This window comes from Fodinicola feengrottensis (genome assembly GCF_039530045.1).
In the GTDB taxonomy this organism is placed as follows: domain Bacteria; phylum Actinomycetota; class Actinomycetes; order Mycobacteriales; family HKI-0501; genus Fodinicola; species Fodinicola feengrottensis.
In genome coordinates this window covers 65,223-84,581 of sequence record NZ_BAAANY010000029.1, presented here as the reverse complement: position 1 = coordinate 84,581, position 19,359 = coordinate 65,223, and the positions used below count along the sequence as shown (strand labels likewise).

At 68.1% G+C, this 19,359-nt stretch carries 21 protein-coding genes; 13 read left to right on the top strand and 8 right to left on the bottom strand.

Annotation, left to right across the window (positions count from 1 at the left end):
• The first annotated feature begins 2 nt into the window (after positions 1-2).
• Both ABD301_RS30745 and ABD301_RS30740 read left to right on the top strand, forming a co-directional pair.
• On the top strand, positions 3-986 hold the full coding sequence (locus ABD301_RS30745) for a hypothetical protein (RefSeq protein ID WP_344313778.1): 984 nt from the start codon (positions 3-5) through the stop codon (positions 984-986).
• Positions 987-1,063: 77 nt separating this feature from the next.
• Entirely contained in the window at positions 1,064-1,603 is a 540-nt protein-coding gene (locus tag ABD301_RS30740; RefSeq protein ID WP_163567943.1) for a DUF6817 domain-containing protein, read from the top strand.
• A gap of 77 nt (positions 1,604-1,680) precedes the next feature.
• On the opposite strand, the gene ABD301_RS30735 is transcribed toward ABD301_RS30740, so the two are convergent.
• Complete coding sequence (locus tag ABD301_RS30735; protein WP_344313777.1) at positions 1,681-2,712, bottom strand: nicotinate-nucleotide--dimethylbenzimidazole phosphoribosyltransferase; 1,032 nt, start codon at positions 2,710-2,712, stop codon at positions 1,681-1,683.
• Positions 2,713-2,793: 81 nt separating this feature from the next.
• On the opposite strand from ABD301_RS30735, the gene ABD301_RS30730 reads away from it, so the two are divergent.
• Positions 2,794-2,997, top strand: a complete 204-nt coding sequence (locus ABD301_RS30730; protein WP_344313776.1) for a hypothetical protein — start codon at positions 2,794-2,796, stop codon at positions 2,995-2,997.
• Positions 2,998-3,145: 148 nt separating this feature from the next.
• Here the strand turns inward: ABD301_RS30730 and ABD301_RS30725 are convergent, their stop codons facing one another.
• Complete coding sequence (locus ABD301_RS30725) at positions 3,146-4,144, bottom strand: aldo/keto reductase family protein (protein WP_344313775.1); 999 nt, start codon at positions 4,142-4,144, stop codon at positions 3,146-3,148.
• A gap of 152 nt (positions 4,145-4,296) precedes the next feature.
• Here ABD301_RS30725 and ABD301_RS30720 point away from each other — a divergent pair, with 152 nt between their 5' ends.
• The 6 genes from ABD301_RS30720 to ABD301_RS30695 all read left to right on the top strand — a co-directional run bounded on the left by ABD301_RS30720 (position 4,297) and on the right by ABD301_RS30695 (position 9,255).
• On the top strand, positions 4,297-4,617 hold the full coding sequence (locus tag ABD301_RS30720) for a hypothetical protein (RefSeq protein ID WP_163567940.1): 321 nt from the start codon (positions 4,297-4,299) through the stop codon (positions 4,615-4,617).
• Between the two features lie 174 nt (positions 4,618-4,791).
• Positions 4,792-4,995 (top strand): hypothetical protein, encoded by a 204-nt coding sequence (locus ABD301_RS30715; protein ID WP_163567939.1) that lies wholly within the window; start codon positions 4,792-4,794, stop codon positions 4,993-4,995.
• Between the two features lie 217 nt (positions 4,996-5,212).
• Positions 5,213-6,565 (top strand): cytochrome P450, encoded by a 1,353-nt coding sequence (locus tag ABD301_RS30710; RefSeq protein ID WP_344313773.1) that lies wholly within the window; start codon positions 5,213-5,215, stop codon positions 6,563-6,565.
• A 49-nt stretch (positions 6,566-6,614) separates the two neighbouring features.
• Positions 6,615-7,457 carry an ABC transporter permease gene (locus ABD301_RS30705; protein WP_344313772.1) on the top strand — a complete coding sequence of 281 codons (843 nt, stop codon included), beginning with the start codon at positions 6,615-6,617 and terminating at the stop codon, positions 7,455-7,457.
• The gene (locus ABD301_RS30700; protein ID WP_163567938.1) at positions 7,454-8,254 is read left to right on the top strand and encodes an ABC transporter permease; all 801 of its coding nucleotides are present in this window, start codon (positions 7,454-7,456) and stop codon (positions 8,252-8,254) included. Before ABD301_RS30705 ends, ABD301_RS30700 begins: the two co-directional genes overlap by 4 nt.
• Positions 8,251-9,255 (top strand): ABC transporter ATP-binding protein, encoded by a 1,005-nt coding sequence (locus tag ABD301_RS30695; protein ID WP_344313771.1) that lies wholly within the window; start codon positions 8,251-8,253, stop codon positions 9,253-9,255. The genes ABD301_RS30700 and ABD301_RS30695 overlap by 4 nt, the downstream gene beginning before the upstream one ends.
• On the opposite strand, the gene ABD301_RS30690 is transcribed toward ABD301_RS30695, so the two are convergent.
• The 5 genes from ABD301_RS30690 to murA all read right to left on the bottom strand — a co-directional run bounded on the left by ABD301_RS30690 (position 9,252) and on the right by murA (position 14,342).
• A complete protein-coding gene (locus ABD301_RS30690; protein ID WP_344313770.1) occupies positions 9,252-9,806 on the bottom strand; it encodes a DUF4190 domain-containing protein in 555 nt (184 codons plus the stop codon). The two genes, ABD301_RS30695 and ABD301_RS30690, sit on opposite strands and share 4 nt — an antisense overlap.
• 111 nt (positions 9,807-9,917) lie before the next feature.
• Positions 9,918-11,414 carry an AfsR/SARP family transcriptional regulator gene (locus ABD301_RS30685; RefSeq protein ID WP_344313768.1) on the bottom strand — a complete coding sequence of 499 codons (1,497 nt, stop codon included), beginning with the start codon at positions 11,412-11,414 and terminating at the stop codon, positions 9,918-9,920.
• 120 nt (positions 11,415-11,534) lie between these two features.
• Positions 11,535-11,870 (bottom strand): hypothetical protein, encoded by a 336-nt coding sequence (locus ABD301_RS30680; protein WP_163567933.1) that lies wholly within the window; start codon positions 11,868-11,870, stop codon positions 11,535-11,537.
• Positions 11,871-11,926: 56 nt separating this feature from the next.
• Entirely contained in the window at positions 11,927-12,580 is a 654-nt protein-coding gene (locus tag ABD301_RS30675) for a DUF3043 domain-containing protein (protein ID WP_279579945.1), read from the bottom strand.
• A gap of 421 nt (positions 12,581-13,001) precedes the next feature.
• Positions 13,002-14,342 (bottom strand): UDP-N-acetylglucosamine 1-carboxyvinyltransferase, encoded by a 1,341-nt coding sequence (murA, locus tag ABD301_RS30670; RefSeq protein ID WP_344313767.1) that lies wholly within the window; start codon positions 14,340-14,342, stop codon positions 13,002-13,004.
• 320 nt (positions 14,343-14,662) lie between these two features.
• Between murA and ABD301_RS30665 the strand changes: the two genes are divergently transcribed.
• The 3 genes from ABD301_RS30665 to ABD301_RS30655 all read left to right on the top strand — a co-directional run bounded on the left by ABD301_RS30665 (position 14,663) and on the right by ABD301_RS30655 (position 17,404).
• Positions 14,663-15,619: a serine protein kinase RIO gene (locus ABD301_RS30665; protein ID WP_344313766.1), complete on the top strand. Its 957-nt coding sequence runs from the start codon at positions 14,663-14,665 to the stop codon at positions 15,617-15,619.
• 177 nt (positions 15,620-15,796) lie between these two features.
• Positions 15,797-16,918: a glycerate kinase family protein gene (locus ABD301_RS30660; RefSeq protein ID WP_344313765.1), complete on the top strand. Its 1,122-nt coding sequence runs from the start codon at positions 15,797-15,799 to the stop codon at positions 16,916-16,918.
• Positions 16,919-17,059: 141 nt separating this feature from the next.
• Entirely contained in the window at positions 17,060-17,404 is a 345-nt protein-coding gene (locus ABD301_RS30655; protein WP_163567932.1) for a HesB/IscA family protein, read from the top strand.
• A 50-nt stretch (positions 17,405-17,454) separates the two neighbouring features.
• Here the strand turns inward: ABD301_RS30655 and ABD301_RS30650 are convergent, their stop codons facing one another.
• Positions 17,455-18,063: a Uma2 family endonuclease gene (locus tag ABD301_RS30650; protein ID WP_344313764.1), complete on the bottom strand. Its 609-nt coding sequence runs from the start codon at positions 18,061-18,063 to the stop codon at positions 17,455-17,457.
• A 273-nt stretch (positions 18,064-18,336) separates the two neighbouring features.
• Here ABD301_RS30650 and ABD301_RS30645 point away from each other — a divergent pair, with 273 nt between their 5' ends.
• Positions 18,337-19,311, top strand: a complete 975-nt coding sequence (locus ABD301_RS30645) for a carbohydrate kinase family protein (RefSeq protein WP_163567929.1) — start codon at positions 18,337-18,339, stop codon at positions 19,309-19,311.
• Positions 19,312-19,359 lie beyond the last annotated feature (48 nt).

Here is a 19,359-nt window from a genome sequence, read left to right as displayed (position 1 = left end):
TAATGACCGCCCCGCATTCGCCTGACCGCGATGATGAAACCCAGCCGAAGCCGTCCATCAAGGCGCGGCTGGACCTGAGTTTCACCCAGGTCATCGCCGGAGCCCTCGCGGCGGTCACGTCGGCCGTCGCCGCGTCGTATTTCGGAGTCGCCGGCACCCTGATCGGCGCGGGCTTCGGTTCGGTGATCATCACCGTCGGCACCTCCGTCTACAAAGCCTCGCTGCGTCGTACGAACGAGACCCTGCGCAAGGTGATTCCGGTGCAGGCCATCTCGCAGCTGCGGGTAGTGCCCGACGACACCACCGTCGTACGGTCCGGCGGGCCGGAGCCGACTACTGATCCAGCCCGGCTCGGGCCGCCGCCTCCACGGCCTCCGCGGCCGAGCACGGTGCCGGGCGCGGGAGCGGCTCGACCAGCCGACGAGACAACGCTGATGAAGAAGGTCAGCGACTCGACGATCGGCTTCGGCCAAGGCGGCGAGGGCACCGCCCAGCTGCGCCCCACCGCCGGGCCGATTCGGGCAACTGCCCGCGTCGAGGGTTCCGACCTGGCGCAACAGTCGACTCCTCAGGTCGAATCGGCTCCCGCCCGATGGTTGGACTTGTTGCGCCAGCTGCGCTGGGGCCGGGTCGCCGTGCTGGCGGCGTTGGTGTTCGCGCTGGGCACTGGGGTAGTGGTCGGGGTCGAGTTGGTCGGCGGCGGTTCGCTGACCTCGATCCTGCATGGCAAGCCGGACGGCGGCACCAGCATCGGCGGTGGCAGCGGCACGCCCAAGCGCGGCAGCGACCGGGAGCCTGGTGGTGGCAGCTCTGGTACGCCTTCGCCGCATCCGTCGCCGAGCATCGGCCCGTCGTCGCCGGTCACGCCCTCGCCGTCCGCGAAGCCGACGCCCAGCCCGTCCGCGCCGCCGCCGACCAAGGAGCCGACCGCACCGCCGTCCAAGCCGGCGGACCAGTCCAGCGCGGAGCCGACGCCGCCAGCATAGGTTTTGTTCGAGCGCAAGGAATGTGGCATTTTCGGCAGTCCGGCGCGCGGTGCGTACGACGGACGCAGAATTGATTGATGGATGTGGCTGAAGAAGCGGTAGTTGACCTGCTTGTCTCCCACGGCGCTGACCGGATGGAGCACCCGGGTGGCACGCTGCTGGCCCATTTACGCCGGGTGTCGGAAGAACTGCGCGGCTGGGGTGCTCGGCCAGCGCTCCAGCTCGCCGGTCTGGCGCACGCTTTCTACGGCACCGACGGCTTCGCGGAGTCGCTGCTGCCGCTGGAGCGGCGGGAGCAGCTTCGTACGTTGACGGGCATCGAGGCGGAGGCGCTGGTCTACTTCTACGCGAGCTGCGACCGCGCCGCCACGTACCCGACCCTGTCCGCCGAGAAGGTGCTGTTCCGGGACCGCTTCACCGGCGAGACGTACCAGCCGCCGGCTGACCGGCTGCGTGACTTCGCCGAGCTGTCGGCCGCCAACGAACTGGACATTGCGCAGGTCAGCCCGGCTTTCCGAGTGGAGCACGAGGAGGCCCTCCGGCGCTTCTTCGGCCGCCTCCGGCCGTGGCTGAGCCCGCTCGCCTGGCAGGCCTGCGAGTCCCTCGACCTCGCCTGAAGCCCCTTTGGCCGCAACGCCGACTCCCCGTAACCACCCACGCCTGCCATTGCGGTCAACACCCACTCGCTGGGCGGTTACTGGGAGTGGGTACGGGCGGCGAGGCGGAGCATCGACTGGAAGAGCGGCAGCACCGCGAGAGCGCCGGCGCCGTCGCCGAGGCGGAGCCGGAGGCGGGCGGTGGGCGCGGTCAGGTGCAAGGCCTCGGCGGCCTTCAGCTCGGCCGGGTCGTCGCCGAGTTGCGGCGCCCACCACCAGTCGGTGCCCGCGTACGAGACCTCGGACGCCACCAGTGCCCCGGCCAGTACGGCCACGCCGTCCAGCAGCACCGGTGTGCGCCGGTTGGCGGCCTGCAACACCAGCCCGGTGACGACCGCGATGTCGACACCGCCGGCCGCCGAGAGGATGCCGGCCGGGTCGGCTGGCCGGGACCGGGCCCGGCGCAGGCCGTCCCGTACGGCGGCGCACTTGCGCATCCACGCGTTGTCGTCGATCCCGCTGCCGCGGCCGGTCATCGCGGCCGGCTCGTCGCCCAGCACCGCGGCGACCAGGGTGGCCGCCGGCGTGGAGGCGCCGACGCCGATGATGCACGGCACCAACAGGTCGGCACCGGCGTCCACGTACTCGTCGGCGAGAGAGCGGCCGAGCGCGATCGCCGCGGCCACCTCGCTGGCGGTGAGTACGTCCTCGGAGCCCAGCACACCGCTGCCGCGTCGGACCCGTCGCGCGGACGGCTCTCCCAGCGGCTCGGAGTCCAGCCCCACATCGATGACCGCCAGCTGCGCGCCGGCGGCCTCGGCGAGCAGGTTGAGCGTCGAAGCGCCGGACAGTGCTGCCTTGGCGCGTTCGGTCGATGCGGCCGGCTCGGCGGTGGACACTCGCTGCGCGGCGATGCCGTGGTCGGCGGCCAGCACGATCGCCTGGATCTGCTCGAAAGGCGCTCGGGCGCCGGATCGTACGGTGGCCACCCACCGCACACCGGCGGCCATCTCGCCGTACGGCCGGTCCGCTACGGACGCGGCGGCGGTCTGGCCCTGCAGCACCGCGAGATCCGGCAGGTCGATGGCGAGGTCGGCGAACGGGTTGTCCTGGATCTGATCAGCGCTCACCCGATCAACGTACTCACCTCACCGCCGCCCCAGACAGGACCTATGCTCGCCAAAGGACATGGTGGCGAGCTGGAGGGGTCGATGAACTGGACTTGGCGGTACGAGTCAGCCGACGGCACGGTGCTGGAAGGGCCGGAGGCCGGGCTGTTCACCAGCCAGTCCGACGCGGAGACCTGGCTCGGGCTGAATTGGAAGCAGCTGTCCGAAGCCGGGGTGACCCAGGTGTCACTGCTGGCCGACGACGAAAAGGTCGAATACACGATGCCGCTGACGGCTGAGGTGTAGCCGACTTAGAGCGGTGGGCTCCAGATCTGCTGGAGTAGTGAGAATGCTGGCCCACCCGCAAAGAGCGCGGGTGGGCCAGCATTCTGTTTTTCTGGCGCCGTCGAACTAGGGCCAAAGAAAGTCGGCTATGGGGGGCGTCGCGGAGGGGTCAGGGGCGGGTTTTGGGGGAGGCGTTGATGGACGGGTCGCCCTCGACCACGTCGCCGAGGGCCTCGTCGATGGCCTTGAGGAGGTCGTCGTCCAGGGTGACGCCGGAGGCCTTGACGTTGTCGGCGACCTGTTCGGGGCGGCTCGCGCCAATGATGGCGGAGGCGACGTTTTCATTCTGCAGCACCCAGGCGACCGCGAGTTGTGCCATGGACAGACCTGCTTCGGCCGCGAGCGGTTCGAGTTTTTCCACCCGTGTAAGGACGTCGTCGCGCATCCAGCGCGAGATCATGTTCGCGCCGCCCTTGTCGTCGGTGGCCCGCGAGCCGGCTGGTGGCGCCACGCCAGGCTTGTATTTGCCGGTCAGCACGCCCTGCGCGACCGGTGAGAACACGATCTGGCTGAGGCCGAGGTCGCGGCAGGTCGGGACGACCTCGGCCTCGATGACCCGCCACAGCATCGAATACTGCGGCTGGCTCGACACCAGCGGAATCCGCAGCTCCTGAGCCAGTTTGTGGGCCTCCCGGATCTGCCCGGCGGTCCATTCGGAGACACCGATGTAATGCGCGCGGCCGGAGTGCACGATGTCCGCGAACGCGCTCATCGTCTCCTCAAGCGGCGTCGCGAAGTCGTACCGATGTGCCTGATAAAGGTCGAGATGGTCGGTCTGCAGCCGGCGCAGCGAGGCGTCGATCGACTCCATGATGTGCTTGCGGGACAGGCCCCGGTCGTTCTTGCCCGGCCCGGTCGGCCAGTAGACCTTGGTGAACAGCTCGTACGACTCGCGGCGAACGCCGTTCAAGGCCTCGCCCAGCACTGACTCGGCCTTGGTGCCGGCGTAAACGTCGGCGGTGTCGAAGGTGGTGATGCCGGCGTCCAGAGCGGCGTGTACGCACGCGATCGCGGCGTCCTGCTCGACCTGGGAGCCGTGGGTCAGCCAGTTGCCGTACGAGATTTCACTGATCAGCAGGCCGGAACGGCCGAGGTGTCGAAATTCCATGATCCCGAACCTACTCGAAGGGTCAGAGCGCGCCAGCTGTGAAGGTCGGCACGGACCGCCGAGATGACATTTGCAACGTTGTATAGATTCCTGGGCTCGCGTAACGTGCTCCCGCGCGAGATGTCGCTTATTCGAGCTCAGGGAGGAAATCGGTGAGAATGAAACTCTTCGTCCGGGTCGCTGGCGTGGCCGCGCTGGTCGCCGGCTCGCTGACCGTCGCGGCGGCGCCGGCCGCCGCTGACTGCCAATACCCGTACTACTGCTCGTCCGCGGTCAGGGACACCACCCTTTACGCCACCTCCAACCCCAACGGACAGGTCTTCGACCACATCCAGCAGGGGTGGCATGTCGAGGTCACCATCGACTCATGCCAGAACAACATGGTCTGGGGCGACGTGATCGAGCTGAACCGGGCCGCCGGCTGGATGAAGAACGACGACCTCACCTTTAGCCCGTGCAACCTCAAAGCCTGACCTGACTGTCCACAGTGGATTCGAGCCCGCGGTATTCCAGGTGCCGGCCGGGCCGGTGCGCTGGTACGCTCGCCACATGATCTGAGCCGCTTCCGTTCTGTGAGCCTGCAAGCTGGACGTGCGTGTTTCGTACGTCCCACCAGCTGCATCCCAGCCCGTTCGGAGGAGAAACACATGCCCGCCAACCCTGAATCCCAGCCCGACGAGACTCCGCAGGACGCCACCGCGCCCGAGGAGCCAATGAACCGGGCCGCCCGGCGTGCCCAGAAGAAGGGCAAGCAGATCACCCACACTCAGGTGCCCGGAAACATCCAGGCCCGGGGCTCGAAGAACACCGGTGGCGTGCCGCGCCAGTGGAGTTCGCGCCGAGCCGGCTAGGCAGAGTCAGCTAGCCCAGAGCCAGCCAGCCCTGAGTCAGCGCAGCAGGGCTGGACCCGTCCACGAGAGCCGCGACCCAGCCGGGTCGCGTCTCTTTCCGTACCAACTTAGCGATCGCTCATTCAGCTCGATCTCTTGACATCGGGAGGGCGGTTGTCAATGCTCGGCCCAGGAGACGCCCCGGATGCCGGGGTGCGACCGTTTTCGGGAGGCGCGGATGTCCATCCAGATGCTGGCCCCGGCACCGGCTGACAGCGAGCTGCGACCAGTCCCGGGCGACCCCGGCCTGCCGCTGCTTGGCAAGACGCTGCAGGTGCTGAAGGACCCGCTCGGTGCCAGCCGGCAGCGCTACGACCAGTACGGACCGGTGTCCTGGGCCAATCTGTTCGGCAAACCGACTGTTGTCCTGCTAGGGCCGGACGCGGTCGGGACCGTGCTGGCCAACCGGGACCGGGCGTTCGCGAACGGGCCCGGATGGGGCCGTTTCCTGGACAACTTCTTCTACCGCGGCATCATGCTGCTCGATTTCGAGGAGCACCTGCACCACCGGCGGATCATGCAGCAGGCCTTCACCCATGAGCGCCTGGCCACGTATTTGCGGGACATCAACCCGGCGGTCGCGGTCGGGCTGAGGCAGTGGCCGGCGCGCGGCGAGCTGAAGTTCTACCCGGCGGTCAAGCGGCTCACGCTGGACCTCGCGACCGACATCTTCATGGGCGAGGAGAACCTCGGGGCCCGCGCCGAGCACATCAACCGGGCCTTCATCGGCTGTGTCCAGGCTGGTACGTCCCTCGTCCGGTTCCCGGTGCCAGGCGGCCGGTGGCGCCGGGGTCTGGTAGGGCGCAAGGTCCTGGAGGATTTCCTGAAGGAGTATCTGCCGAAGAAACGGGCCGGTGACGGCAGCGACCTGTTCACCGCGCTGTGCCATTCCGAATCCGAGGACGGCCACCGGTTCAGCGACGACGACGTCATCAACCACATGATTTTCCTGTTGATGGCCGCACATGACACGACCACGATCACGCTGACCACGATGGTCCAGTATCTGGGCCAATATCCGCAGTGGCAGGACCGGTGTCGCGCCGAGGTGCTGGCGTTGGAGAGTGAGACGCTCGGGTACGAGGACCTGGACCGGCTGCCCTCGGTCGACCTGGTGATGAAGGAGGCGCTCCGGCTGGTCACCCCGGTGCCGGCGCTGCCCCGGCACGTGGTGAAGGACACCGAGGTGCTCGGTCATTTCCTGCCGGCCGGCACCGAGGCCAGTATCGGCCTGCATTTCACCCAGCACATGCCCGAGTCCTGGCCGGAGCCGGAGAAATTCGACCCGGGCCGGTTCGCTGAGGACCGGCGCGAGGACAAGATCCACCGGTACGCGTGGACCCCGTTCGGCGGCGGCGTCCACAAATGCATCGGCTTGTATTTCGCTGGTATGCAGGTGAAATCGGTCCTCAACCAGCTGCTGCGCCGCTACCGGTGGCACGTTGATCCGGCGTACGTGGCGCCGATGAACTTCATGGCTCTGCCGTATCCGACCGACGGGCTGCCCATTCGGCTGGAGCCGCTCGGCTAAGACAAATCGGGTGGAGTTTGGCCGGTGAGGTCAGGTACTGTCCCGTCAAATGAGCACGGGGACCCTGACCGCACCCAGTGGCGGCTCATTCGTGGCGGGCCTGCGATGCGCGGCGGCGCTGGTCGGCGCCGGGTTTCGGCGCTTCGCCACCTACCGGCAGGCCACCGTGGCCGCGCTTTTCACCAACTCGATTTTCGGTTTCATGCGTTGTTACGTGATGCTGGCCATCGCCGGCACCGCGGGCGCGGTGGCCGGCTACCGCGGCGAGCAGTTGGTTGGTTTCGTGTGGATCGGCCAGGGCCTGCTCGGAGTGGTCTCGATCTGGGGCTGGACGGACCTGGCCGATCGAGTACGCACGGGGGATGTCGCCGCCGATCTGCTGAGGCCGATCAATCCGCTCTGGTCGTATCTCTGCGCCGACATCGGCCGCGCCCTGCACGCGATGACGATTCGGATGATCGGGCCGATCATCATCGGCGCGCTGGTTTTTCACATGTACGTGCCGAAAAACGTGTGGACGTATCCGGCTTTCCTGGTGAGCACGTTGCTGGGCGTGGTGGTCAGCTTCGGCTGCCGATATCTGGTGAACCTCACGTCTTTTTGGCTGCTCGACAACCGGGGCGTACAAACCGCGTGGTCACTGATGTCCGGACTGTTCTGCGGGTTGAGCATGCCGATCGGGTTTTTCCCGGTCTGGGCCCAACATGTGCTGTGGCTGACGCCGTTCCCGGCGATTATGCAGGTCTCGTTGGACACCGCCCTGGAGCGTCGTGGTGCGGTGGCGACTTTCGCGCTGCTCGGCGCCCAGGTTCTCTGGATCGTGTTCTTGCTGGCCCTGTGCGTTTTGGTGCAGCGGCGGGCCGTTCGCCGGCTGGTGGTGCAGGGCGGATGAATACGGTCGCGGTCTACGCCAAGTTGATCGGTGCCCAGATCCGGTCCCAGACGAGCTATCGCCGTTCATTCGTCATCGACATGATCTCGCAGGCCGCGGTCACGGTGTTCGAGGTCGTCGCGATCGTGGTGCTCTTCAACGTGACCCACTCGTTGGGCGGTTTTTCCTTCAAGCAGACCATTCTGATCAGCGGGCTGGCGCTGACGGGCTTTCGGATCGGGGATCTGGTGGCCGGCGGCCTCAACAGCCTGTCGTCGTACGTACGCCTCGGGCAGCTCGACGCGCTGCTGGTCCGGCCGCTGTCGTCGCTCGGCCAACTGATCGTCAACACCTTGGAGGTCAAGGTGATCGGCTCGCTGCTGCAGGCCGCGGTGGTGCTGGCGATCGCCCTGCGGATCAACGATATTTCGTGGACACCGCTCAAAGTCGTCGTGCTGATCGGGTCGATCGCCAGCGCTGGCGTCTCGATCTCCGCGGTTTTCGTGGCGGGCAGCAGTTTGACCTTCTGGTTCATCGACGCGCAGCAGGTGAGCAACGCCTTCACGTTCGGCGGCCGCGACTTCACGTCGTACCCGATCACCGTCTACGGCTCGGCGTTTCGGGTCGTTTTCGCGTACGTGGTGCCTTTCGCCTTTGTCGCGTACTACCCGGTCCTGACGCTGTTGGACCGGCCGGACCCGCTCGGCATGCCGTCGTGGTTCGGCTACTGCTCGCCGCTCGCGGCCGCCGTCCTGGCCACCGCGGCGGCGCTGCTGTGGCGGACCGGCATCCGGCACTACCGAGGAACGGGATCATGACTGTCATCGAGGCCCGCGGGCTGCGCAAGACGTTCTCCATCGCGAAGAAGGTCGGGCGGGTCCGGCGCAAGCGGGTGGACGTGCACGCTGTCGACGGCATCGACCTGACCGTCGAGACCGGTGACATGCTCGGATACATCGGGCCCAACGGTGCCGGGAAGTCGACCACGCTGAAGATGTTCACTGGCGTGCTGACGCCGACCAGCGGGCACGTACGAGTGTGTGGCCTGCGGCCGGTGCCGGACCGGGTGCGGCTGGCCCGCCGGATCGGCGTGGTGTTCGGGCAGCGCAGCCAGCTCTGGTGGGACCTGCCGCTGCGGGAGTCTTTCGCGCTGCTACGGCACATCTACCGGGTGCCGGCGGCCGAGCACGCCCAGCGGCTGAAGAACTACGTCGACCTGCTCGATGTCGGACCGCTGCTGGACACCCCGGTCCGGCAGCTGTCCCTCGGCCAGCGGATGCGCTCGGAGGTCACCGCGGCCCTGCTGCACGCCCCCGAGGTGCTTTTCCTCGACGAGCCGACGATCGGTCTCGACGTGGTCAGCAAGGAGGCGGTCCGGTCCGCGTTGGCAGCGTTGGCCGCGACCGGCGAGGTCACCGTGGTGTTGACGACCCACGACCTGGACGACATCGAGCGGCTGTGCCGCCGGCTGGTGGTGATCGACCACGGCAGGGTCATGCACGACGGCACGCTGGAGGAACTGCACCGCGCGTACGGATCGCGGCGCCGGGTGATCGTCGAGTTGGACGGCCCGTACGGGCGACTTGAGGTGCCTTCCGCGACGGTGGACCGGATCGAGGCCGAGGGCCGTCGGCAGACGCTGTCCTTCTCGCCGTCGGACACCACCGCGGCCGCGGTGATTGGCGCGGTCGCGGCCGCCGCACCGCTGCGCGACCTGCAGGTCGCCGAGCCGGACATCGACGAGGTCGTCCGCCGGCTCTACACAACCCCGAGCGGGGTGCCGTCCGGCACCCCGCTCGGTGAATCGCTGGAAGGTTAGGCCTTGTACAGGCAGTAGACCTTGTGCTGGCCGAGGTTCCACTGGGTCTCGGTGGGAGCGGCGTAGACGAAGTTGGTGGCGCCGGACGGGAGGCCGGGGGCCGCCTGGCAGAGCGACTGGGACAGCTGGGTGACCTTCGCGTCGCCGGGGAACTTGCCTTCCGGAAGTGCGGGGGTCGCGTACACCTTGCCGTCATTGGTCTGACCGCAGTCGACGACCTTCGACAGGTGCGTCTCCGGGTCCTGCGAGAGACAGTCGCCGACCTTGACGTTGCTCAGGGTCAGCTTGTCCGAGCCCGCCTTGGCTAGGGTGTACCCGCCGATGCCGAGACCGACGGCCCACAGGAGCGCCAGCAGGATGCCGATGACGGCCAGTGGCTTGAGCTTCTGGTTGGAGCGAACCAGCGCGACGATGCCGAGCACGATGCTGATCGGAATGGTGACGACGAGGATGCCGAGCAGGCCCAGCACGAACGTGACGACGGACAGTACACCGGAACGCTGCGCGGTCGGCTGGATCGGCGCTGACCCGTACTGATCTGTGACTGACATTGCCTTACGTGTGCCCTTCGTTGGGTAATGCGCCTGCGTTGGCGCCGGGTGAGTATGCCTGACTTGACCCCGTCTTGACTGCCGTTCCGCTGCCGTCGGTGTTTGTGCTGCTCATAAGGGCAGCGGTAGACGGCGGTGGCGGTCCGGGTCGAGCACCGCGGCATGCAGGGTGCCGACCGAGATGACCGCCAGCCAGATCAGCATCGGCACCGGGTCGGGCAGCAGGGGTGTGTTTCCGTCACCGAGAGCGATAATCATGAAGGCCGCGCCGCCGACCAGATAGCCGCCGGCGGCCAGTGCCAGCGAGAGACTGCGGCGCCGGAAGGCGTAGTACGCGGGCACCGTCCACGCCGCCAGCCCGACACTCGCCAGCGGGACACTGGCCCGGAAGATCCGGAGTGCGATCGACAGCCAGCCGGACGCCGGTCGGGCCGGCGTGGTGGTTAACAGGGCCGCATGCACCACTCCTGCCAACTCGACGAAGATGGTCAGCACGAAGATCGGCGGGCCGATCCGGCCCGGACTCACCTTCACCGCGAAGACCATCACCACCAAGATCGCGCCGTAACCGACCGCGGCCAGCCCGTTGAGCCACCCGTACGGCCGGCCGCGCCGGACTTCGCGGAGCGTGAGAGCGCCGACCACCGCCCAGGTGGCCAGCCCGATCGTGAGCAACGGGATGGCGATCACCGCGATCCTGATCAGCCACTGCATCCAACCGGCGGCCTCGGGCGGTGGGTCGACGGCCGTGATCGCCAGTCGCGGCGGAGCCTCGGCGGTCTGCGCCAGTGGCTCCGGTCGTACGACCGTCGGTGCCGGCTGCGGGGCGGGATCGGCTCGCAGGATGCGCAGATGCAGGTCGCGTACGAGGTCGCCGGGCTCCACGCCGAGCTCGTCGACCAGCTGCCGCCGGTAGTCCTGGTAGGCGGTCAGGGCTTCGGGCCGGCGACCGGATTCGGACAGTGCGAGCATCAGCAGGTAGCGCGGCCGCTCCCGGAACGGAAAGTCGGCCACCAGCCGTACCAGCTCCGGCACCACCGTCCGGTGCCGGCCGGCGGCCACCTCGATCTCGGCCAGCGTTTCCTGCGCGGCGGCTTTCGTCTCGCCGAGCCGGATCCTGGCGGACTCGAAGACCGGACCGGTCAGCCCGGCCAGCACCTCGCCGCGCCACAGACCCAGCGCTTCGGCCAGCTGGTCGGTCGCCTCCGGCAGCTGGTCGTGCGCGTGTGCGGCCTGCGCCTGGTGTTCCAACGCGGTGAAAACCTCCGCGTCGAGACTGCCCGGCGCGACCCGCAGCAGGTAGCCGTCGCGGGTACGGGTCAGCAGCCGGCCAGGGGACCGCGGCTCGCGGTCCGGCTCCAGCACCCGGCGCAGTCCCGCGACATATTTCTGCACCACGTTCGCGCCGTTGTTCGGTGGCTCGCCGAGCCACACCGCTTCGACGATCTGGTCGGTGGAAACGGCGGTGTTGGCGTGTACCAGCAGAGTAGCCAGCACGGCTCGCTGCTTGTTGGGGCCGAGCGTCAGCTCCTGGTCGCCCCGCCAGGCCCGCAGCGGCCCGAGAATCTCGAACCGCAGTGCGGTGCCAGCCCCGTTCCCCGTGGTCACTGATAGCTCCCTTCCCCGGACCGGCTGAAGTCCAGGGGGAGATGGAGCGTACCCAATTCGGTAAGCCGTTTGTCTGCGTAAATCCAGGTGTGACCTAAAGGGCTGGCGGTTTCGTACGACTTAAAGCGGGCCGAAAACCCCATCGTCCTGGGGGTTGGCGCGGTTTTGGAGATGGTGCAGAGTGCGGGCCCGCTGCGGGCGAGCGGGTGCGGCGACGCCGCCGTAGGTCGGGTGCTCGGGTGCGCTGGCGAGGTGGTGCAGGGTAGCGATCGGCGCCAGCTCGGCCAGCGCGGACGTCCGGAGCTGGTCCTCCCAGTGCGCGGTGAGAGCGGCCGAGTCGACGCCCACCGCGTGCGCGCCGCGGTGGGAGCCGATAAAGCCGGCAGCATCGTCTCGTACGGACGCCCACAGGTAGCCCACGAGGGTGCCGTGGCGGGCCACCGGGACGGCGAACACAGCGCTCCTGCACGGCGTGTTCAGATAGCGCGAACCGCCGGGTTTTCCCACGCTGGCTAGACTTTGTCGCCCAGGCTGACCTGCGGCCGGGGGGCCCGCATCCGGCGGAACACGGTCGCCCGCATCGCGCCGTAGACGTAGAGGCCCATCATCCGCTCGTGGTAGTCCGGCAGCCGCTCGGCGACCAGCTTCTTGATCTTCCGGGCGATCAGCAAGGAGTCGATCAGCAGGACGATCAGCAACGCGGCCCACAGGAGGGTCGAGTAAAGCCGGAACACTGCCGGCAACTGGGCCGCCAGGAAGACGACCAGGGTGCCACCGAGGAAATACGCGCCTACCGTCCGCCGGGAGTCGACGATGTCGCGGACGAGTCTGCGGGCCGGTCCCTTGTCGCGTGGCAGCAGGTATCGCTCGTCGCCGTTCATCATGCCCTCGCGGGCTTCCGAGCGTTCGGTGCGCTGCCGGGCCTGCATCCGCTGCCGGGCTTCCTTCTGGTTCGCTGGCGGCGGCTCGGCGTTGCGCCGGCGCGCCTGAGCGTCCTTGCGCTTGGGCGTCGGACGCCCCTTGCCGCCGGGCTTCGCCGGCCGTACGACCTCAACCGGTGCGTCAGGCTCGGACTTACGGCGAAAAAGCGACTTCACGTCCACAGTCGGCAGCGTTCCTTCGAAGTAACGGATGGTGGTGCGGTCACCACCCAAGGCAACAGGCATCCACCACCAGACGGGGAATGCTCACACCCTAGTTGATGCGACGCCTACCTGGTCCCTCGCCAGCCACCCACGCGCCCAACGCACCTCTGTGTGTAGTCACCATGCACCCATCGCGCCTCTGTGTCTGGTCACCCACCCGCCTATCGCACCCAGGTGTCTGGTCACCTTCGCGCCTACCGCGCCCGGGTGTCTGGTCACCTAAGCGCGCCTCCCAGCCCCGCCAAGGCGCAGCCCGAAGGGCTCGGGGGTCCTGTGGCGGTGGGCTCGTCCCAGCGGTCTTCTGGGGCGAGCCTGGCGACGCGGGGTCCGGGCGCCGGCCGTGGCGGCGTAGGCCGTCCCCTACCGCGACGGTGGACCGCCCCGGTCTTGGGCGGTCCGGCGACGCGGCCGAGTCGCGGCCCCTGCGAGGAACTCGCAGCAGCTACGCAGCCTCTGCGACGCGTTCGGCCTGGGCGCCGAGGGCGGCGAGTTTGGTGTCGAAGTCGGAGTAGCCGCGGTCGATGAGGTCGACGCCGTACACCCGTGAGGTGCCCTCGGCGGCGAGTGCCGCGATCAGGTGGGAGAAGCCGCCCCGCAGGTCGGGGATCACCAGGTCGGCGGCGTGCAGCTTGGCGGGGCCGCTGATCACCGCGGAGTGCCGGAAGTTGCGCTGGCCGAACCGGCACGGGGTGCCGCCGAGGCAGTCTCGGTAGAGCTGGATGTGCGCGCCCATGCTGACCAGCGCGTCGGTGAATCCGAGCCGGTTTTCGTAGACGGTCTCGTGCACGATCGACAGGCCGGACGCCTGGGTCAGCGCGACGACGAGTGGCTGCTGCCAGTCGGTCTGGAAGCCGGGGTGTACGTCGGTTTCCAGCGCGATCGGTTTGAGGTCGCCGCCAGGGTGCCAGAACCGGATGCCGCCGCCGGGGGAGTCGTCGATCTCGAATTCGCCGCCGACGGTGCGAAAGACGTTGAGGAACGTCATCATGTCGGCTTGCCGGGCGCCTCGCACGTACACGTCACCGCGGGTGGCGAGCGCTGCGCAGCCCCAACTGGCGGCCTCCAGCCGGTCCGGCAGCGCGGTGTGGTCGTAGCCGTAGAGCCGCTCGACGCCGGTGATCCGGAGCGTCCGGTCGGTCAGCACGCTGATCAGCGCGCCCATCTTCTGCAGCACCGCGATCAGGTCGATGATCTCCGGCTCGATGGCCGCGTTGCGCAGTTCGGTGACGCCGTTCGCGCGTACCGCGGTGAGCAGGATCTGCTCGGTGGCACCGACGCTGGGGTACGGCAGTTCCAGCTTGGTGCCGTGCAGACCGTCCGGCGCGGACAGGTGCAGGCCCTCGGGGTCCTTGTCGACGACCGCGCCGAACTGACGCAGTGCCTCCAGGTGGAAGTCGATGGGCCGGCCGCCGATGTTGCAGCCGCCGAGGTCCGGGATGAAGGCGTGGCCGAGCCGGTGCAGCAGCGGGCCACAGAACAGGATCGGGATCCGGCTGGAACCGGCGTGCACGTTGATCTCGTCGACGCTGGCGCGCTCGACCTGGCTCGGGTCCAGGACCAGCTCGCCGGGCATCCCGCTCGGGCGGACGCTGACGCCGTGCAGCTCGAGCAGGCCGGTGACGATCTCCACGTCCCGTACGGCCGGGATGTTCCGTAGCCGGCTGGGGGACTCACCCAGCAGCGCCGCCACCATTGCCTTGGGAACCAGGTTCTTCGCGCCCGGGATGCGGATTTCGCCGCGTAGCGGCAGGCCACCCCGCACGATCAGGACATCGTTGTCCATCGTGGTCCTCTCTATGCCGGCCGTACGTGCGGGCCGGATCGATGCCGTGCAGATCCAGTTCGTCAGGTTAACGACTGTCGACGCCGGGGCGACTGCCCGCCCCGGCGGAAAATCAGTTGACTTGCCTTTCATCGTTGGTCAGAGTGTTGCCGTCACATCTGGCGTGCCGGGTCTGCTCCGGCACCGCACCTGGGAGGTGGGGTTCATGGCTGTCACCTGCGGCTTTCGCATGCCTGTAAGCAACCATCTCCCGGTGCCCGCGCGGACCTGACAGCGTCCGCAGCCCAAGGGTCCCGGTGATCCTTGAGGAGTTCTCTCCAGTGCCACGCGTTCCTTTTCGCTTTGAGTCGTCCGAAGACTGTGACGACGATCTCTACACACTTGACGCATTCGACGAGCCGCGGGTTGCACGTAAGGCTGCTCGTACGGTCCGCCGGCCAGATCCGGTCGAGCCGCCGGCCGGCATCGACGATCCCGGTGAGCCCGCTGACCTGGACGGGCCGCCCGCCGGCGACCGGTGGTCCACCTGGGACGGCGCCACCCACGGCCCCAAGCCGCGGCCGGACTGGGTCGTCACCGCGCTCGGCGCGGTCGACTATGAGCTGGGCGTACTCAAGACCGGCAAGGAGGCCGACGTCTTCCTGATCGATCGCCAGGTGCCTGACGGCGGTCCGCGCTGCCTGCTGGCGGCCAAGCGTTACCGCACTTCGGAGCACCGGTCTTTTCACCGGGACGCCGGCTATCTGGAGGGCCGCCGGGTCCGGCGCAGTCGCGAAAACCGCGCCATGGCGCGGCGGACCGACTTCGGCCGGGAGTTGCTGGCCGGGCAGTGGGCGGCTGCCGAGTTCGCGGTGCTCGGTGTACTCCGAGAGGCCGGCGTGGCGGTGCCTTATCCCGTTTCTCTCGACGGCACCGAGCTGCTGCAGGAGTTCATTGGGGACGCTTCAGGTACGGCCGCGCCACGGCTCGCGCAGTGCCGTCCGGGGGGCGCCGAACTGGGGTCGTTGTGGGACCAGTTGCTGGACGCGATGTCCACGATGGCCCGGCACGGCCTCGCGCACGGCGACCTGTCCCCGTACAACCTCTTGGTCCACGGTGGCCGGCTGGTGATGATCGACCTCCCGCAGGCGGTCGACATCGTCGGCAACCCGCAGGGCGTCGGGTTCCTGCGGCGGGACGTGGTCAACGTCTGCGACTGGTTCGCCGCCCGTGGCCTGACCGCCGCCGACCCGGAGGCCATCTTCGAGATGCTGCTCTCCGAAGCCCACCTCGGGTGACGGCTCCTCGCGGAGGTAGTGAAGCGGTTCTGTCCCGTTTCACTACCTCCGCGGAGCCGACTGGGATCTGTCCGAATGTCACGGTGGAAGATGTTTGAGCAGGTCAACGCCACCCCGACTGCACAATCGGATTCCGAATGTCACAACGACGGCCCGCGGGTAGGGCAGGATGAGCCGGTGCGCGTACTCGTAGCTCCGGATTCCTTTGGCGGCACGATGACCGCCCGGCAGGCCGCCGAAGCGGTCGCGACCGGCTGGCGGCGGCAGGCGCCGGACGACGAGTTGGTGCTGCGGCCGCTCTCCGATGGTGGGCCGGGATTCCTGGATGTGCTCAACACCGCGATCGGCGGTGAGTACGTCAAGGTGGCCATCCCGGATCCGCTCGGGCGGGACACCACCGGCAGCGTGCTGCGCGTCGGCGATGACGGCTATGTGGAGAGCGCCGACGCCACCGGCCTGCACCTGCTCACCAAGGCCGAACGCGATCCGAAGATCACCACTTCGTATGGCGTCGGCCTGCTGATCGCCGCCGCGGTCGACACCGGCGCCCACCGGGTCGTGGTCGGTCTCGGTGGTTCGGCCACCAACGACGGCGGCGCCGGCATGATGGCCGCTCTCGGCGCGGTAGCGCTCGACGGGGCCGGCGCCGCGCTTCCGTACGGCGGTGCCGCGTTGGTGTCCTGCGATCGGCTGGCCGGTGTGCCGGCGCTGCGCGGTGCCGAGCTGGTGATCGCCAGCGATGTGGACAGCCCGCTGACCGGCCTGCATGGCGCGTCCTCGGTGTTCGGACCGCAGAAGGGCGCGACCCGAGAGGACGTGCTCCTGCTCGACGCGGCCCTCGCTCGCTGGGCGGAAGTGCTCGTACGAGACCTGCCTGGCTGCCCGCCGGACCTCGCCACCGCGCCAGGTGCCGGCGCGGCCGGCGGCCTCGGTGCGGCGCTGCTGGCGCTCGGCGCCCGCCGGGAATCCGGGATCGCGCTCGTACGCGACCTGATCGGCCTGGACGCCGCGTTGGACGCCACCGACCTGGTGGTCACCGGCGAAGGATCCTTCGACTTCCAATCGCTGCGCGGAAAAGTCGCCGCTGGCGTGGCCGCGGGCGCCGCAGAACGCGCGCTGCCGTGCCTGGTGATGGCCGGCCAGGTGTCGGTGGGCCGCCGGGAAGCGGCCGCCGCCGGCATCGAGGCCGCCTATTCGGTCGCCGACGAGCTCGGTTCCGCGCAGGCGGCCATCGACGCCGGCGCCAGCGGGCTGACCCGACTGGCCGAACGAGTGGCCCGCGAGTGGTCCCGCCGCTGACCGGAACGGGTCTTCCCGTCGTACGCTGGCCTTGATGGCAAATCCGACCTGCTGTGTCACCATGGGAACAGCACTGACTGTGCCGGTTGTTGCTTGGGTGACAGCTGTCGAACCGAGCGCCGACTTCTACGGGAGCAGAACGTGACCACTCCGACCACCGAAACGTCTGTCGTACTGAGCGACGTCGCCGCCCTCAAGGTGAAGAACCTGCTGGAGCAGGAAGGTCGCGACGACCTGCGGCTGCGCATCGCCGTCCAGCCCGGCGGCTGCTCGGGCCTGCGTTACCAGCTGTTCTTCGACGAGCGCTCGCTCGACGGCGACGCGGTGGAGGACTTCGGCGGGGTCCAGGTCGTCATCGACCGGATGAGCAAGCCTTATCTGGGCGGCGCGACGATCGACTTCGTCGACACCATCGAGAAGCAGGGCTTCACGATCGACAACCCGAACGCCACCGGCTCCTGCGCCTGCGGCGACTCGTTCCACTAGATCTTTCGTACGAGCAAAGGCCCGACCGCCCAGCGGTCGGGCCTTCGTCGTTACACCAGTTTCTGACGTCTTCTCGGTTCGAGCAGATCGAGCAGATCCACCGACATCGGAAACGGCACGTCGCTGTCCAACCGCCTCCCACCGGTCGATCGCTCGATCGGGTGGTAAAGGCCGTCCCGAAGCTCGCACAATTCCGCCGATACGGCGGGCAGTGACTTGGTGACTTCGATACGAAGGTAGAACGGAATGCCTGCTTTGGCCATCAGGGCGGGCTTGTCGATGCGGTCTCGGCGACGGGATGACGGCGAGACCAGCTCAATAGGCATGACAACCTCGTCCGCTGAAACCCAGGTGTCCAACTCGAGTGTGTCGCGAAGCAGGACAAGATCTGGCTGGATCCAGCTGTGGGCGGCAAACACGACGTTCAGGGTCATATACAGCGCGAAACCCGCGGCTTCGGCCATGTCGTCGAGTTGTCGGGCGAGGCGTTTGCTCGCCCAACTATTCCCACTGCCCTCGTAGGGGCTCATGACGAGCTTCCCGTCGACTGCCTCGTAACGAGTCGCGAGCATCCCGTCGATGGGTAGATAGAGCTGGGCGAGGTCGTTGGTCCACATGCCAGCCAGGTCGACCAGCGGGTCGAAGTCGTCAACGCCCATGGGTAATGCTGACATAGCGAACCACCTCCTGCATGCGAGCGTACCGGCCGGACCGGCCGCGGTATCGGACAAAATTCGCGGATGGCCTGAAGCTAGGGGCTGGCACCGACAGAATTTCGCCGCCGCATAGCCGGAGGTGGCAGCGATCGTCGGGCCGATGACCAGGATGAAAATTCTCTCGTTGGTGGTGGGTCCCGGAACGTGGTGGTGCGGGTTAGGGTCGTTCGTCCGTGCTACCGACCGGGGCGGTGTACGCCCCAACGAGGCTGGGTAATGAAGATCGTCGTCACCGGATCCATCGCCACCGACCACCTGATGCATTTCAAGGGCCGGTTCGCCGAGCAGCTGCTGCCTGACCAGCTGCATCAGGTGTCCCTGTCGTTCCTGGTCGACAAGTTGGTGATCCGTCGCGGCGGAGTTGCCGCCAACATGGCGTACGGCATGGGCGTGCTGGGAGAGCACCCGACTCTGCTCGGCGCGGTCGGGCCGGACTTCGACGACTACCGGAAATGGCTGCAGGAGCACGGCGTCGACTGCGAGTCCGTACAGGTCTTCGACCACCTGCACACCGCTCGGTTCAACTGCACCACCGACGACGACATGGCGCAGATCGCATCCTTCTACACCGGTGCGATGGCCGAGGGCCGCAACATCTCGCTGCAGCCCACGGTGGACCGCCTCGGCGGCATCGACCTGCTGATCGTCGGCGCGCACGACCCGGAGGGCATGCTGCGCAACACCAGCGAGGCCACCAAGCTGGGCATCGCGCGGGCCGCCGACTTCTCCCAGCAGATCGCGTTGATGGATGGGGAGCAGATTCGTACGCTCACCGACGGCGCCGCCTACCTGCTGAGCAACGACTACGAGAAGAACCTGCTGGAGTCCAAGTCCGGCTGGTCCGACGCGGACGTGCTGGACCACGTCGGCATCCGGGTGACCACGCTGGGGGAGCGCGGCGTCGAGATCACCGGCAAGGACATCGAGCGGGTGTACGTACCGATCGCCCGCGAAGTCCGCAAGGTCGACCCGACCGGCGTCGGCGACGGCTTCCGGGCCGGGTTCTTCGCGGGCCTGTCGTGGGGCTTGTCCCTGGAACGGTCCGCGCAGGTCGGCAGCATGCTCGCGACCCTGGTGATCGAGACCGACGGCCCGCAGGAATACGCCCTGGACCGCGCCGACTTCATCAAGCGGCTCGGTGAGGCGTACGGCGACGACGCTGCCGCCGAGGTGACCACCCACCTCTCCTAACTCCGAGTAGCAGAGTTTTGCCCGCATCGACGCGATGCGTGCGCCCAG